Source organism: Lysinibacillus sp. fkY74-1 (assembly GCF_053165895.1).
This window is the reverse complement of sequence record NZ_CP170173.1, coordinates 3,210,782-3,225,771: the sequence shown is the minus strand read 5'-3', so window position 1 is coordinate 3,225,771 and position 14,990 is coordinate 3,210,782. Positions and strand designations below refer to the sequence as shown.

Genomic DNA, 14,990 nt, shown 5'->3' with positions numbered 1-14,990 from the left:
TGAAGCATTTCTAACTTGTTGAAATTTTTGTATCCAAATGAAACATTGAACATATGATACGTAGAGAGGAAGGGAGGAAAAAATTGCGTATTCATATTGTTCAAAAGGGAGACACATTGTGGAAGATTGCGAAAGAGTACGGCATTTCGTTTGAAGATTTGAAGCGGCTCAATGTCCATCTTGCCAACCCAGATTATATTGTCCCGGGCATGGAAATTATTTTGCCTGAAAAAATAAACAAAGAGCCACATAAAGAAATGCCAAAAAAGGAATCACAAATGCATAAGGAGACACCTAAGGAAGTTCCGAAAAAAGAGGTACAGAGACCAATGCCACCGCCACCACCAATTGTACCACCTGCTCCAATGCCAATGCCTGAGCCACAAATGATTCCAATACCTATACCAATGCCAATGCCAATGCAGATGCCACAACAACCGATGTGGGTTCCACAGCCTGTAGAAATGAATTGGCACCAACAGGTAGTCATGCCACAAGTAGAGCAAACAGTCACAACACCACCACCAGTACAAATACAGCCAGCGCCGCCACCGCCACCACCACCACCAGTAGCGAAGCCAATGCCACATCCAGTACCACAACCAGCACCACCAATGCATATCATGCCACATCCAGTACCACATTGCTCAAGCTGCCATCAACCAATTTATCATCAAATGTGGTGGCCAATGCCAATGCAGCCACAGGCCGAGCAGTATATGATGCCGCAGCAGCCGATGTCCTTTGAGATGCCAGAAAATAAAATGGGCGAGATGGAAGACTTCTTAGAGTCTACATCACCATTTTTCCACACGCCTAATCAACAAATGCAGCCACAATTTAATATGATGCCTGACATGAACATGGGCAAATCATGTGGCTGTGAAGCACAATCATGTGGCTGTCAATCACAACCAATGCAGATGCCAATGCCTGCATGGCAAATGGATCCGTGTCATTGTCCACCACCACCATGCCCAACGCATTGTCCACCGCCATGCCCGTCATCAGTAGGACCTTGGATGTCACCGCATTATTTCCCAGGCGGGATGACGCCTTATCGATGGTGAAAAAGCGTATATTGTCGAAGAGGTAAAATCAAATATTTGGAAATATAGGTATCGATCGAATACTTACTTTGTCAAACGAGCAAAACAACTAGAAATTGCAGAGAAGGTAAGAACAATTCATCGCCAGCTAGGTCGAATTGAACCTAATCTTATCCTACCATTAGTCCAAAGTGACGATGAGCAGCTAATTGTGCAAGAATGGCAAGAAGGTAGCCATGGTGCCAATTTTGCTCATAAAAAGGATCGCAGGGAATCTCTTCAACTACTAATAGCTTTACATGACACATATAAAAAAGTTGCTTGGCAACGCTTGCCTGGCTTGCATACCTATTCACAACTTTTAAAATGGCAAATGCGTCATATGCGTTTTAAAAGCAGAAGAAATGAGTTTCGGGCTTTCTTAACAAAAGAAGAGATCGATCAAATATTGCATTATAGTGATAAATCGCTGCAGTTAATTGCGCTGGAAGATGTAGCCGAAAAAGAAATTACACTATTGCACGGGGATGTCGTGCATCATAATTTTTTATGGTGCACGGATGGACAATTGCGTTTAATTGATTTTGATTTGGCACATCTTGGAGAAGCGGATGACGAGTATATTTTATGGTTGCATCGGGTGCTACCTGCAGTTGATTATGATTTAGCCAAAGTCTTTGCGGAGTTACCAGAACTGAAACGGCTTGATAAAAGAAAGCTTCATCGTTTAAAATATCCGAATGAACTATTAAGGGAATGGCTTTTCGCTGTGGATTTACCCCTTGATCAGCAACTAGTATTTTTAGATTATTTAGTACCATTTACTAAACGAGCCCTCACCTATTGGCCAAAACTGTGGTACGATATTGATAGATTTGTGAAGAAATGACCGTCATTTGGCGGTCATTTTTGTCTTGAACAGCGTTTTGAACAGGACTTTCTGTCGAGCATTCGTTCGCTATATGCTATAATCGAAGACGATGATTGTGAGGGAATATAGATGTATGATTATTTAAAAGGACTAATTACTCGTATTACACCAGAATATATTGTGCTAGAACAAAAGGGTATTGGCTGGCAATTGAATACGCCCAATCCGTTTGCATTTCGAACATCAGCCATGGAGCAACAAATTTATGTTCATTTGCATGTACGAGAGGATGCACAAGTGCTTTATGGTTTCCCAAATCTAGATCAGCGCGAGCTTTTTCGAAAGTTAATTTTAGTATCTGGAATAGGTCCTAAGGGAGCGCTGGCTATCTTAGCGACTGGCAACCCACAGCAGGTTATAAGTGCGATTGAACGGGAAGATGAAACGTTTTTAGTGAAGTTCCCAGGAGTAGGTAAAAAAACTGCTCGTCAGATGATATTAGATTTAAAAGGCAAGCTAGGCTCTTTATTAGAGACAATCGAACTGCCGAGTACAGAAGATGAGCTGCCATTGTTTGGCGTTCATCCTTATAAACACGAATTAGAAGAAGCAATACTTGCTTTAGCGGCACTTGGTTACTCTGAAAAGGAGCTCGAAAAAATTCGCCCACTGCTTGAGGATAACGACAAGCTGGAAACGACAGATGCCTATATGAAACAAGCGTTACAACTATTATTAAAATTAAAATAAGGAAGGAGGGAAGAGGCATGTCTGAACGTATGATGGCTAGTGAGGCAAGTGGCTATGATGAACAATTTGAATTATCTTTACGCCCGCAAAGGTTAGCCCAATACATAGGGCAACATAAAGTAAAGGAAAATTTACAAATTTTCATTGAGGCAGCAAAACTTCGGCAGGAAAGTTTAGATCATGTGCTGTTATATGGGCCACCAGGGCTTGGCAAAACAACATTAGCTGTTGTTATTGCAAATGAGATGAGTGTCAATGTACGCATGACAAGTGGTCCTGCAATTGAACGTCCAGGAGATTTAGCAGCGATTTTAAGTTCACTAGAGCCTGGTGATGTTTTATTTATTGATGAGATTCATCGATTACCTCGTGCCATTGAAGAAGTGTTATATCCAGCAATGGAGGACTTCTGTTTAGATATTGTTGTGGGAAAAGGTCCTGAAGCACGTTCTGTACGCCTTGATTTACCTCCCTTTACCCTTGTAGGTGCTACAACCAGAGCTGGTGCCTTATCAGCACCTCTAAGAGATCGCTTTGGTGTTTTATTACGCTTAGAGTACTATGATGATATTTCCCTTGCTGAAATAGTTGCTCGCAGTGCTCATTTATTTGAGGTAGAAATTGAGCAAATAGCAGCAATGGAAATGGCGAAACGCTCTCGTGGCACACCTCGAATTGCCAATCGCTTATTGAAACGAGTACGAGATTATGCACAAGTGCTTGGAGATGGTATGATAACGGAGGGCCTTGCAAAGCAAGCGCTAGAGCTGTTACAAGTCGATCCAAGAGGGCTTGATCACATTGATCATAAACTTGTCACTAACATGATTGAGCGCTTTCGAGGAGGTCCTGTGGGCTTAGATACGCTTGCAGCATCGATTGGTGAGGAACGGGTGACTATAGAAGATGTATATGAACCCTATCTCATGCAAATTGGGCTTATTCAACGTACACCACGAGGAAGAGTAGCGACACATTTAGCCTACGAACATTTTGGATATGAGTATCCCCAACAAACATAAAGAAGGAAGTTTTTTTCATGCGTGTAGAAGATTTTGATTTTGAATTACCAGAGGAGCTTATTGCTCAAACACCTTTAGTAGATCGGACAGCTAGTCGATTAATGGTCGTAACACCTGGCTCAAATGAAGTAGAGCATCACCATTTTGCTCATGTCTTAGAGGAGTTACGTACTGGAGACTGCCTTGTGTTAAACGATACAAGAGTCTTACCTGCTCGCTTAATGGGTGTAAAAGAGGAGACAGGTGCCCATATAGAGGTACTATTATTAAAGCAATTGCCAGGTACAGATGAGTGGGAAACACTTGTAAAACCAGCAAAACGTGTAAAAGTAGGGACAGTTATTACATTTGGAGATGGATTGTTAACAGCTACTTGTACAGGTGAGCTTGACCATGGTGGACGAACATTTGAATTTCATTATGATGGAATCTTTTTTGAAATACTAGAGCAGCTTGGTGAAATGCCATTACCGCCTTATATACGAGAAAAATTAGAAGACAAAGATCGCTATCAAACGGTCTATGCGAAAGAGCGTGGGTCAGCTGCTGCTCCAACGGCCGGGCTCCATTTTACAGAAGAATTATTAGAACAAGTAAAGGCAAAAGGGGTAGAGGTTGTCTTTATTACACTTCATGTAGGACTTGGAACATTCCGTCCAGTTAGTGTAGATTCTATTGAAAACCATGAAATGCACGCAGAATTTTATAGTGTGACAGAAGAAGCAGCAGACACGATTAATCGTGTAAAGCGTAATGGCGGGAAGATAATAGCTGTTGGGACTACCTCTACACGTACATTGGAGACAATTGGCTCTAAATATGATGGTGAGGTACGAGCAGAGCAAGGTTGGACGTCTATTTTCATCTATCCAGGCTATACTTTTACCGTGGTAGATGGTTTAATTACAAACTTCCATTTACCAAAGTCAACCCTTGTTATGCTAGTGAGTACGCTAGCCACTCGTGAAACTATTTTAAGTGCTTATCAGCAAGCTGTAGAAGAAAAATATCGCTTCTTTAGTTTTGGTGATGCTATGTTTATTCGACCAAAAGAATAAAAAAGAAAAAATCGGAGTACTGTTTTTACTTCAGATCAGAGAGGATTTTTATTTTTATGACACAACCAGCTATTCGCTATGAATTACTTCATACATGTAAACAAACAGGAGCACGTCTTGGCATTGTGCATACACCACACGGCTCTTTTGAAACACCAGCATTTATGCCTGTTGGAACACAAGCAACAGTTAAAACAATGTCACCAGAGGAATTAAAAGAAATGAATGCTGGTATTATCTTATCCAACACGTATCATTTATGGCTTCGTCCAGGCAATGATATCGTTAAGGAAGCAGGCGGACTGCATAAATTTATGAATTGGGATAGACCCATTTTAACAGATTCAGGTGGTTTCCAAGTATTCTCCCTAAGCCAGTTCCGCAAAATTGAAGAGGAAGGCGTACATTTCCGTAACCATCTTAATGGGGATAAATTATTCCTAAGTCCAGAAAAAGCGATGGAAATTCAAAATGACTTAGGCTCGGATATCATGATGGCTTTCGACGAATGTCCACCGTATCCTGCAACACATGAATATATGTTGCAATCGGTAGACCGTACAACACGTTGGGCAAAACGCTGCAAAGAAGCCCATAGTCGTCCAGAAGAACAAGGGTTATTCGGAATTATTCAAGGTGGTGAGTATGAGGATCTACGCCGTCGTTCTGCAGAAGCATTAGTGGAGTTAGATTTCCCAGGCTACGCGATAGGAGGACTATCTGTTGGTGAACCAAAAGATATCATGAACCGTGTTCTTGAGTTCACAACACCGTTAATGCCAGCAAATAAACCTCGATATTTAATGGGAGTGGGTTCACCAGATTCATTAATCGATGGAGCTATTCGTGGTGTTGATATGTTCGACTGTGTTCTACCAACACGTATTGCTCGTAATGGTACACTGATGACATCAGAAGGTCGTTTAGTCGTAAAGAATGCAAAATATGCTCGTGACTTTGGGCCGATTGATCCGAACTGTGATTGCTATACATGTAAAAACTATTCACGTGCTTATATTCGTCACCTGATTCGCACAGAAGAAACGTTCGGTATTCGTTTAACGTCTTATCATAACTTACACTTCCTGTTAAAGCTAATGGAACAAGTGCGTGAGGCAATTCGTCAAGATCGCTTAGGTGATTTCCGAGAAGAATTTTTCGAGAAATATGGCTTTAATGGACCAAATGCGAAAAACTTTTAATTAATTACTTTTCTAAGGATAATAAAGTGAACGAGTTTTTTCATAAAAAGGGACATTAGAAAACCTCTAATGTCCTACATTACTTGCCATAGTATGGCAAAATCATTCAAAACTTTGTAAAAAGTGAATATTTCTAGCAAAATATTGTCAATCATAGAAAAAATATTAGTAAATGAGAAAATTTTTGGGCTTGTCCATCGCTTTTTAATGGTGGAATAGTCTATACTAAAAAAGTGAGATTTGGAAAGGGGGCAAGAAGTAATATGGATCAATTATTAGGCTTAGCACCGATATTATTAATGTTCGTTGCTATGTGGTTTATCTTAATCCGTCCAGCTAAAAAAAGACAGCAGGAAACACAAAATATGCAAGGTAGTTTGCAACGTGGAGATAAAGTCATTACAATCGGTGGCCTGCATGGTGTCATTGATGCAATTGAGGACACAGCAGTAACATTAAAAATCGCTGATAATGTACGTGTAAAATTTGACCGTCAAGCAATCGGACGAGTTGAGAAAGACATTTAAACATTATAAAGAAAAAGGCTTACAATAGCTATATTGTAAGCCTTTTCTTGTGCGCTGAAGCGAAAGGGAGGGGTATATTCCTCCTGTCACTATTTCATTGTATTTATTTTATGAATTAAGTCGGGACCTGAATCATTGCCATTTACAATAATTCTACTTAATGTGAATAATCCATCGCCCTTTTTAACACTTTTATTCTGAATAACAAAGCCCATCTTAAAACCAGCCTCCTGTGCAATTTTAATGGTGGCAGCAGATTGAATACCGTATGGATAGCTAATGGCGATGGGCTCGTAGCCTAATTTTTCTTTAATTATTTTTCGGGAGTGAATAAAATCATTTCTGACTCTAGCCTCGTACTGCTGCTGGCTCTCTAATTGTCCATTCAAATAGCTTGGACCGTAAATAGCCCCATTCAGTCTGCCGAATCTTGAAGGTAATTTATAATGGGAGTCCCAAGTATGGCTTTGAATCGTTATATAATCTTGCATTTCTTTTAATTGATCCCAGTTCATCTTGGCAATTTCATGTGGATAGGCAAAATCTTTACTTGTATCGACTATTCGGCTTGCAATAACAAAAATTTCCGCATGTATGTCATATTTTTTCAAAATCGGATACGCCATTTCGTAATTGCTGAGATAGCCATCATCGAAAGTAATTAATATAGGCTTTGCGGGTAATTTGCTTTGGTTAGTCAAGTAATCGTGTAATTCTTTGACAGAAATCGCATGATAACCTTCTTCCTTAAGGGACCTCATTTGTTTCTCAAAATTATTGGGTGAAATAACTGTATTATTGTTTATATTTTCCGCTAAATGGTGGTACATAAGAACGGGTATATTCTGTTCTTGGTATCCATAAGTAAGAAATGGATGAGTAAACAGAACAATATAAACAACAACGAAAGCAATTATTTTCCTTATCATTTTCTCACCTTTTTGCTGTTTATAGTCTTAACTGTTTCGTTCTTTATATTTTGTACGAACAACTACGGACTATTCCTTGTATTTTTAGCAATATCCAGTCATTCTTCTGTATAAAAAACAAAAATAAGGTCACCTTGATATTATGGGGGTGTTATTGATGGAAGAATATTTCCACATCATTTTTAGAACCTGTTTTTTATATGTGTTTATCATCATTGTCTTTCGTTTAATGGGTAAACGAGAATTGGGTGAGCTATCTGTCATTGATTTAGTGGTTTTTGTATTAATTGCAGAAGTGGCTGCTTTTGCGTTAGATGATTATAAGAATCCTCTTTTTAATGCCATTTTACCCATTATTATTTTGCTCTTTATACAAATATTAAGTGCTTATTTATCGTTGAAGTTCAAAGGTATACGCGACTTAGTTGATGGTGATCCAGCGTTACTAGTGAAAGACGGTGTGATTTTAGAGAGTGTAATGCGTAAACACCGTTATAATTTAGATGATTTATGTCAGCAATTACGAGAAAATGGTATCGCCTCTGTCACCGATGTTGCATTTGCCTATTTAGAACCTTCGGGAAACCTTTCTGTTTACAAAAAAGATGAAAAAGCATTCGTTTATCCTTTGATTATTGATGGAGAGATTCAAGAGAGACATTTATTAACCATGCATAAAGACGTGGAATGGTTAAAGAGTGAATTAGCTAAAAATAATATTACAGATAGTGAAAAAGTATTTTTTTGTATTTGGGAAGACGAGCGACTGTATATTCAATTAAAGGAAAACTAAACTTTCTTTGCTAATTTACGGATATAGCGGAAATCTGTTATACGTAATTGATTTGTAAATAATAAACTCGTAAATAGTAAAAATAATGTGACAAAGCTATTTAAAATAAATGGTAGTGATAGTAAGGGCATTAGGAAGTACTGGGCGATACAAACGACAATAAAGCAACTATAAGGTACGACAAACATTCTAAAGCCTGCTCGTAAATTTTTCCGTTGTCTAACAGTTGCTATATGCAAGAAAGAGGTCATCAATACGCCAAAACCAATAGCTACCACAGCTCCTTTTTCTTGAATACCGGGCTGAGAGGCAAGTACAAACATAACAAATAATTTCCCTAGTCCCCCATAGATGGAGTTCATCATCGCTGCCCGAGCTTCGCCAATCGCCTGAAGGATGGAGTGCAGAGGGCTTTGAATATAATAAAAATAAAAAATGGGTGCTAAAATTTTTACGTAACCACGATTTTCTTCTAAATGGAAAAGCTTCATAGCCAATTCATCACCATGTACAAAGAAATATGTAGCGGCAAAACAGCCCACTAAAGAAGATAATCTTAGGGAAACCGAAATTCGTTCCTGTAACAAAGGGATATGCTGTCTAGCAACGGCATCACTAACAGCCGGAATAAGGACAATCGATAAAGCGGTTGACACAAAAGCAGGAAATAGTAGTAGTGGCACCAAAACACCTGAGATGACACCGTATAGAATGGTAGCTGCTGATGCTGTTAAGCCTGCTACTGTTAAAGCTTTTAAAAAGATAATTGGTTCTAAAAACCAAGTGAAAGAACCAAAAAGCTTGCTGCCTGCGGAAGGCAGAGCTATACGTAGCATGGGCGATGAAGGATAACCTTCGATTTTTGTTTTGCGCGCAATTAATTTCTTTTTTGAAACTATATAATGCAGCCATAAATAAAGGAATGCTACTACCTCTGCAGCAAGCGTAATACCCATGGCGGCAGCAGCTGTCACAGCGGCATTATTATAATTAGCCACGTATGGAAGCATTAGTGTAATAAAGCTAATCCGAACAACTTGTTCAATCATTTGTGACCATGCGGTAGGTGTAATTTTAGCGATACCTTGTAAATAAGCACGTAATAAACCAGATCCTACTGATACTGGTACGGCAAAGAGAGCAATCCATAAAGTGAAAGTTGTATGTTCATTATGTAAGAGCGTTGTAGAAATATATGGTATAGTGAGTGCAACAAGGGGCATAAAAACGATCATACCAATAAACGACCAAAGAATCGCAGTACGCATGACGCCAAATATGCTTTCGCGTTTATTTTTAGCTAGTAATTCTGCCACAATTTTAGCTACAGCAATAGGTAGTCCAAGTTGAATGAGTGAGATGAAGAAAATAAATGCTGGATAGACGGTCATATAAATACCGACTGCCTCCTCACCAGCAATTCGCATAAATTGCATTCTATAAAAGAAGCCAAAAAGTTTAGATAAGAAAATGACAAACATTAAAAATAATGTACCTCGTACAAAAGAACTCATGCCATCCGTCCCTTCTCAAGCCGCAAAAATTCATTTACACTATTTGTATGCAAGCATGTCTTACGTTACGACTTTGATTGGAGATGATTCAAAATGAGTATGCAATATGAGCAACTGTTTGAAAAAATTCGTCCTGCCATTGATAGTAAGATAGCAGAGTTCAAGTATTTTCGATATGATGCTATAACGGCTGAAGAGCTTTGGCGGTACTGTGTTGAAAAAAAATGGCGTAAAAAGAAAGTAGAACAACTTCGCTTATATGAGGTGATTGCTACCATATTCTCGGTATCACCATCTGATATTGTCTCATTCAATCAAGTAGAGTTTTTACAAAGTGACAATTGGTTTGAAGAATTGAATACAGAAGAATTACAATTACTGCTTGGTCCAGTCAAAACGTAAATTACGATGTGTCAAATCTTGTAATAATTCAAAGAAACCTACATGTGTTGAATTGACACCAAGCGCAACCTGTTTCATAATAAGTGTGTTGCGCTTTTTTTATTTTGAATAACTGTTTACTTACATAAATCTTCTATGCGATTGTACTTGCATTAGGAAGGTTAGTACCTAATAATACAAAGATAAACTTGCGCGTTATGAACGAATGAACTAAGTGAGGCAACCTTTTTGAAACACAGGTAACATGATTCTAAGGAAAAGGAGGATTAATCGTTTCAAAAGGTATTGCTAGTTACTTGTTTGGCGTGTAAGGACAACCCTTACACCATTTCGAGGAGGATTTTCGATGAAACTAAAAAGTCGTATAGTTGCATTCCTATTAATTCTAGTGCTTCTGGCAGCTGGAATTGGTACGACTGTAAACGGCGTCTTAAAGGACATTAAGCTTGGTCTTGACTTACAGGGCGGGTTTGAGGTGCTTTATGAGGTAAATGAATTAAAGGCAGGACAAAAAATCACACCGGAAGTTGTTGCAGCTACGGCAACAGCCCTTGGTAACCGTGTCAATGCCATTGGTGTTAGTGAGCCAAGCATTCAGGTAGAGGGAGAAAACCGTATTCGTGTGCAATTAGCTGGTGTTGAAGATCAGGAATCGGCACGTAAGCTACTATCTACTTCTGCAAATTTAACATTCCGTGATGTGGATGATAATTTATTATTAGATGGGAATGATTTAAAAGAAAATGGGGCTAGTGCTTCCTTTGACCAACAAAATCGCCCAATCGTATCATTAAAATTAAAAGATGCGGGAAAATTTGCTGATGTAACAAGTAAAATTGCTGCGAAACCTGCAGGACAAAATTTATTAGTTGTATGGTTAGACTTTGAAGAGGGTGTAGACTCTTATAAAGCGGAGTCACAAAAAGCGAAGCCACGCTATGCATCAGCAGCAACAGTTAGCCAAACATTAAATACTACAGACGTTATGATAAGTGGTAGTTTCTCTGTTGATGAAACAAAAAATTTATCAGGAATTTTAAATGCAGGGGCACTACCTGTTAAGCTTGATGAAATTTACTCAACTTCTGTTGGTGCTCAGTTTGGTGATGAGGCACTGAAAAGTACCATTTTTGCAGGTATTGTCGGCGTAGTAATTATTTTCTTATTTATGTTATTCTACTATCGTCTACCAGGGGTTATTTCCATCATTACACTTGTTGTATTCACATTCTTAGTATTGGTTGTATTTGATTGGATTAATGCGGTATTAACGCTTCCAGGTATTGCCGCCATTGTCCTTGGTATAGGGATGGCTGTAGACGCTAACATTTTAGCGGCAGAACGTATACGTGAAGAGCTTCGAGTAGGGTATTCTGCTAAGCAGGCATTCCAAATTGGTTCTAAACAATCTTTATCGGCTATTGTGGATGCACAGTTGACAACGCTATTAGCAGCGGGCATTCTATTTTACTTCGGGACAAGCTCTGTAAAAGGTTTCGCAACTACATTAATTATAAGTATTCTATTGAGCTTCTTAACAGCAGTTTGGGGTTCCCGTGTTCTATTAGGGTTCCTTGTTAACAGTGGCTATTTCAATAATCCAGCATGGTATGGTATTGCTAAATCAAAACAACATAGCTTGGATGAAAACATTGGTACATTAGATTTAACAACGAAATTTGATCGTTTCGATTTTGTTCACAATCGTAAGAAATTTTATACATTCTCTTTAGCCATTTTAGTGGCTGGTTTAGTGGTTATAGGTATTTTCCGACTAAACCTTGGTATCGATTTCTCTAGTGGTACACGTATTCAAATTGAAGCAGAACAAACGTTAACACAAGAAGAAGTGGCAAAATTCGTTGATAGTATCGGTTTCCCTTCGGAGGATATTGTCCTTTCAGGAGAAAAGAGCACATCTGCAGTTGTTCGTTATAAATCTGATTTATCACAAGCAGATATTTTAAAATTCCAAAAGGAAACAACCGATAAATATGGTCATAAGCCTACTGTAAGTACGGTATCGCCAACAGTTGGTAAGGAGCTTGTGAAAAATGCCATTAAAGCATTGTCACTTGCAGCACTTGGGATTATCATTTATGTAGCAATTCGCTTTGAATGGCGTATGGGTATTGGAGCAATTGTGTCATTATTACACGATGTATTCTTAATCGTTGCTGTCTTTAGCTTTATGCGCTTAGAGGTGGATATTACTTTTATTGCGGCAGTTTTAACCATTGTTGGTTACTCCATCAATGATACGATTGTTACCTTTGACCGTATGCGTGAAAACTTAGATCGATATGATACCATTAATGACCGTGAATTATTGGCGGATATTGTGAATAAGTCGCTCCGTCAAACAATGGGACGTTCTGTTAATACCGTCTTAACAGTTATTATTGTTGTTATAGCTTTATTAATTTTTGGCGCACCATCTATTCAAAACTTCTCAATTGCGTTATTGATTGGTCTAATTACAGGTATGTATTCTTCCATCTGTATCGCAGCTCAAATCTGGTATTCATTAAAAATTCGTGAAATGAAAAAATCAGATGGGCAGCTACACAAAAAAGAGAAAAAACAATGGGGTACAGACGAACCTGTTGTATAATTATGGGCAGGGTATAGAAAACGAATTGTTTTCTATACCCTGCTTTTATGATGCAAAAAATCTGCTGGCTTTCTAAAAAGCAGCAGATTTTTATAGGTTATAATTTAAATTGCTGAAGCAATGTCTGTAGCTGCTGAGCATGTTGACTTAATTCTTCAGCGACCGCATTCACTTGCTGCATAGTCGCAACTTGTTCATCAACAGACTCTGCAATTATTTGTGAATTGCTGGCTGATTGATTTGAAACGCTTGCTATTTCCGTGACAGAGGCAGCAACCTGCTCAGCACTGGCGGAAATTTCTTCAGATGTGGCAGAGATTTCCTCAATTTGCTCCGTAAATGCTGTCACTGCTGATGTGATGGAGTAGAAAGCATCTCCTGCCTCATGAATTTTGTTTACGCCGTCTTTTACAGAAGCTAGACCATTATCGACAGCGGCTGCAACATTGCGTGTATCTGTCAGAATTTCTTTTGTAATGGCAACGATTTGATTGGCAGACTGATTAGATTCCTCAGCAAGTTTACGTACTTCATCCGCTACTACCGCAAAGCCCTTACCGTGCTCCCCAGCTCTTGCCGCTTCAATTGCCGCATTTAAGGCCAGCAAATTTGTTTGCTCTGAAATGGCCGTGATGACGGCTGTAATTTGTCCGATTTCTTCTGATTGTTTACTTAGTTTATCTGTCAATGTAGCAATTTCAGAGGTAGCCACAGAAATGATAGACATCTGCTCTTTCGCTGTGGAAATGGTTGTTCCTCCTGTTCGCGCGAGCTGGGTCATACTTTCTGCATTGGCATGAAGGCTTTGTGTCGCCTCTGCAATGCGTTGAACACCGGATGCTGTTTCATCCATTGCCACAGCACTTTGCTGTGAAGCACTTGCAGATGAAACGATATGTGTTGAATTTTCTTGAATTCGTTGGGCAATATCATCAGAAGTTGCCGTCACTTCCTCTGTGCTAGCAGACAGCTCTTCAGAGACAGCTGATAGGTGGGAGGCGCTATCTTGAATATTTGACATTAATCCAGTTAGATTTTGCTTTAAAGTATTGACTGCCACGGCTAGTGTACCAATTTCATCATTTGATTGGTGAGTAAGCTCATCAATCGATAAATCTCCTTGTGCTAAAGTATCAGCCGCTCCAATTGCAAGATGCAATGGCTGAACAATCGATTTTTTAACAAAATACATAAAGTAAACGCCAATAACGGCACTAGCCAATAGAAGCGTGATGGAAATAATAATTGCTCTTGCAACCGTTTGATTAACTTCAGCATCAACCTTTTGTAGCTGCTCATTATGATAATCTAACATTTCCTTCGTTAATTGGAAGAGTTCTTTATTATCTTTTGTCACATCATTATTTATGTAAGAGAGGGCTAAATCGACATTTCCATTATTGAAGGCTTGGACTGCCTTTTCGGAATGAGTAAGTAAATCTTTTTGTAATGCTGTGATTTGCTGCATAATATTTTTTGTGTAGTCTGAACGAACAAGGGTAGAAAGCTCATTCACCGATTCTGGTAAACGCTTTTCATAGCGCGCTAAGTTTGCTTTAGCGGTTTCATCCTTTGGATTTAAAATATAGGAACGTAAAAATAAACCTTGTGATGCGAGTTCTTGCTGAATTTTCACTGTTAATTGCATTTGTACAATACGGTGCTGCAGTACTTCTTCTAGATCATTTTGCGTAGCTTTGAATTGCAGAAAGCTCACAATACTAGAAATGAAGAGTAAACATGTTAATGAAATGAAGCCCAGATTTAGTTTTTTACGAACGGACATAGACGTTCCTACCTTCTTTTGTTATATGGAAAAAATAAATGTTCTGAAATTACTATAGCTTGATATTTTTACAAGGTCAATACTCAGAAAATTTTCAACAGGAGAAGTATTATTTACTTTTTATGGAATTTAAAAAGGTTTATATACCTATGTAAAAGGCTTCTGAAATCCATGTTATCCACTTGATTCTTCAAAATTGATTGACAATTATATTTATTTAGCATAAAATTAAGGCTAACTTTTTGTTCGGTCAAGGTAGAAGGCTACGGGAGCGTGGTCAACCTAAGAACAGATGAGCTGAGTGTAGATGAGAATAGCTGAGAAATTGTTGAATAAGAGTAGTAGCATAGGTGTGCAATATAGAGAGTCAGTGGCTGGTGAGAACTGATTTGTAGCTTATGTGAATGGACTTATGAGAGTCGCTTTTAAAAAGCGAACGTGAATCCCCACGTTATAGGGAATGCTTGAACGTA

At 38.7% G+C, this 14,990-nt stretch carries 13 protein-coding genes and 1 other annotated feature (1 of these 14 cut by a window edge); of the genes, 10 read left to right on the top strand and 3 right to left on the bottom strand.

Annotation, left to right across the window (positions count from 1 at the left end; translation table 11 throughout):
* The first annotated feature begins 83 nt into the window (after positions 1 to 83).
* The 7 genes from ACE1MS_RS15825 to yajC all read left to right on the top strand — a co-directional run bounded on the left by ACE1MS_RS15825 (position 84) and on the right by yajC (position 6,479).
* A complete protein-coding gene (locus ACE1MS_RS15825; RefSeq protein ID WP_036162243.1) occupies positions 84 to 1,070 on the top strand; it encodes a LysM peptidoglycan-binding domain-containing protein in 987 nt (328 codons plus the stop codon).
* Positions 1,060 to 1,938, top strand: a complete 879-nt coding sequence (locus ACE1MS_RS15820) for a phosphotransferase (RefSeq protein ID WP_308741248.1) — start codon at positions 1,060 to 1,062, stop codon at positions 1,936 to 1,938. The genes ACE1MS_RS15825 and ACE1MS_RS15820 overlap by 11 nt, the downstream gene beginning before the upstream one ends.
* 111 nt (positions 1,939 to 2,049) lie before the next feature.
* Positions 2,050 to 2,670 (top strand): Holliday junction branch migration protein RuvA, encoded by a 621-nt coding sequence (gene ruvA, locus ACE1MS_RS15815; RefSeq protein ID WP_012295451.1) that lies wholly within the window; start codon positions 2,050 to 2,052, stop codon positions 2,668 to 2,670.
* A 17-nt stretch (positions 2,671 to 2,687) separates the two neighbouring features.
* Positions 2,688 to 3,692, top strand: coding sequence for a Holliday junction branch migration DNA helicase RuvB (ruvB, locus tag ACE1MS_RS15810; protein WP_031419291.1), 1,005 nt, complete (start codon positions 2,688 to 2,690; stop codon positions 3,690 to 3,692).
* A 17-nt stretch (positions 3,693 to 3,709) separates the two neighbouring features.
* On the top strand, positions 3,710 to 4,750 hold the full coding sequence (queA, locus tag ACE1MS_RS15805; protein ID WP_031419290.1) for a tRNA preQ1(34) S-adenosylmethionine ribosyltransferase-isomerase QueA: 1,041 nt from the start codon (positions 3,710 to 3,712) through the stop codon (positions 4,748 to 4,750).
* Between the two features lie 56 nt (positions 4,751 to 4,806).
* A complete protein-coding gene (gene tgt / locus ACE1MS_RS15800; RefSeq protein WP_012295448.1) occupies positions 4,807 to 5,952 on the top strand; it encodes a tRNA guanosine(34) transglycosylase Tgt in 1,146 nt (381 codons plus the stop codon).
* Between the two features lie 263 nt (positions 5,953 to 6,215).
* Positions 6,216 to 6,479, top strand: coding sequence for a preprotein translocase subunit YajC (gene yajC / locus ACE1MS_RS15795; protein ID WP_012295447.1), 264 nt, complete (start codon positions 6,216 to 6,218; stop codon positions 6,477 to 6,479).
* Positions 6,480 to 6,568: 89 nt separating this feature from the next.
* Here the strand turns inward: yajC and ACE1MS_RS15790 are convergent, their stop codons facing one another.
* A complete protein-coding gene (locus ACE1MS_RS15790; RefSeq protein ID WP_447402474.1) occupies positions 6,569 to 7,408 on the bottom strand; it encodes a polysaccharide deacetylase family protein in 840 nt (279 codons plus the stop codon).
* Positions 7,409 to 7,565: 157 nt separating this feature from the next.
* Between ACE1MS_RS15790 and ACE1MS_RS15785 the strand changes: the two genes are divergently transcribed.
* Complete coding sequence (locus ACE1MS_RS15785; protein WP_031419288.1) at positions 7,566 to 8,201, top strand: DUF421 domain-containing protein; 636 nt, start codon at positions 7,566 to 7,568, stop codon at positions 8,199 to 8,201.
* Here ACE1MS_RS15785 and ACE1MS_RS15780 read toward each other — a convergent pair.
* Entirely contained in the window at positions 8,198 to 9,715 is a 1,518-nt protein-coding gene (locus tag ACE1MS_RS15780; protein WP_031419287.1) for a putative polysaccharide biosynthesis protein, read from the bottom strand. The genes ACE1MS_RS15785 and ACE1MS_RS15780 overlap by 4 nt on opposite strands.
* Before the next feature lie 93 nt (positions 9,716 to 9,808).
* Between ACE1MS_RS15780 and ACE1MS_RS15775 the strand changes: the two genes are divergently transcribed.
* Positions 9,809 to 10,117 (top strand): post-transcriptional regulator, encoded by a 309-nt coding sequence (locus tag ACE1MS_RS15775; protein ID WP_031419286.1) that lies wholly within the window; start codon positions 9,809 to 9,811, stop codon positions 10,115 to 10,117.
* A gap of 346 nt (positions 10,118 to 10,463) precedes the next feature.
* Positions 10,464 to 12,731 (top strand): protein translocase subunit SecDF, encoded by a 2,268-nt coding sequence (gene secDF / locus ACE1MS_RS15770; protein ID WP_031419285.1) that lies wholly within the window; start codon positions 10,464 to 10,466, stop codon positions 12,729 to 12,731.
* Positions 12,732 to 12,828: 97 nt separating this feature from the next.
* Here secDF and ACE1MS_RS15765 read toward each other — a convergent pair whose 3' ends face one another.
* Positions 12,829 to 14,517 carry a methyl-accepting chemotaxis protein gene (locus ACE1MS_RS15765; protein WP_031419284.1) on the bottom strand — a complete coding sequence of 563 codons (1,689 nt, stop codon included), beginning with the start codon at positions 14,515 to 14,517 and terminating at the stop codon, positions 12,829 to 12,831.
* A gap of 319 nt (positions 14,518 to 14,836) precedes the next feature.
* Positions 14,837 to 14,990 (top strand) — a binding site (T-box leader) (it continues 111 nt past the right edge of the window).

What these genes read in the sequence shown, in the direction of transcription:
- ACE1MS_RS15765 (WP_031419284.1), bottom strand. Translation starts at nt 14,517, where the DNA reads ATGTCCGTTCGTAAAAAACTAAATCTGGGCTTCATTTCATTAACATGT.
- queA (WP_031419290.1), top strand. Translation starts at nt 3,710, where the DNA reads ATGCGTGTAGAAGATTTTGATTTTGAATTACCAGAGGAGCTTATTGCT.
- ruvA (WP_012295451.1), top strand. Translation starts at nt 2,050, where the DNA reads ATGTATGATTATTTAAAAGGACTAATTACTCGTATTACACCAGAATAT.
- tgt (WP_012295448.1), top strand. Translation starts at nt 4,807, where the DNA reads ATGACACAACCAGCTATTCGCTATGAATTACTTCATACATGTAAACAA.
- ACE1MS_RS15790 (WP_447402474.1), bottom strand. Translation starts at nt 7,408, where the DNA reads ATGATAAGGAAAATAATTGCTTTCGTTGTTGTTTATATTGTTCTGTTT.
- yajC (WP_012295447.1), top strand. Translation starts at nt 6,216, where the DNA reads ATGGATCAATTATTAGGCTTAGCACCGATATTATTAATGTTCGTTGCT.
- ruvB (WP_031419291.1), top strand. Translation starts at nt 2,688, where the DNA reads ATGTCTGAACGTATGATGGCTAGTGAGGCAAGTGGCTATGATGAACAA.
- ACE1MS_RS15785 (WP_031419288.1), top strand. Translation starts at nt 7,566, where the DNA reads ATGGAAGAATATTTCCACATCATTTTTAGAACCTGTTTTTTATATGTG.
- ACE1MS_RS15775 (WP_031419286.1), top strand. Translation starts at nt 9,809, where the DNA reads ATGAGTATGCAATATGAGCAACTGTTTGAAAAAATTCGTCCTGCCATT.
- secDF (WP_031419285.1), top strand. Translation starts at nt 10,464, where the DNA reads ATGAAACTAAAAAGTCGTATAGTTGCATTCCTATTAATTCTAGTGCTT.
- ACE1MS_RS15780 (WP_031419287.1), bottom strand. Translation starts at nt 9,715, where the DNA reads ATGAGTTCTTTTGTACGAGGTACATTATTTTTAATGTTTGTCATTTTC.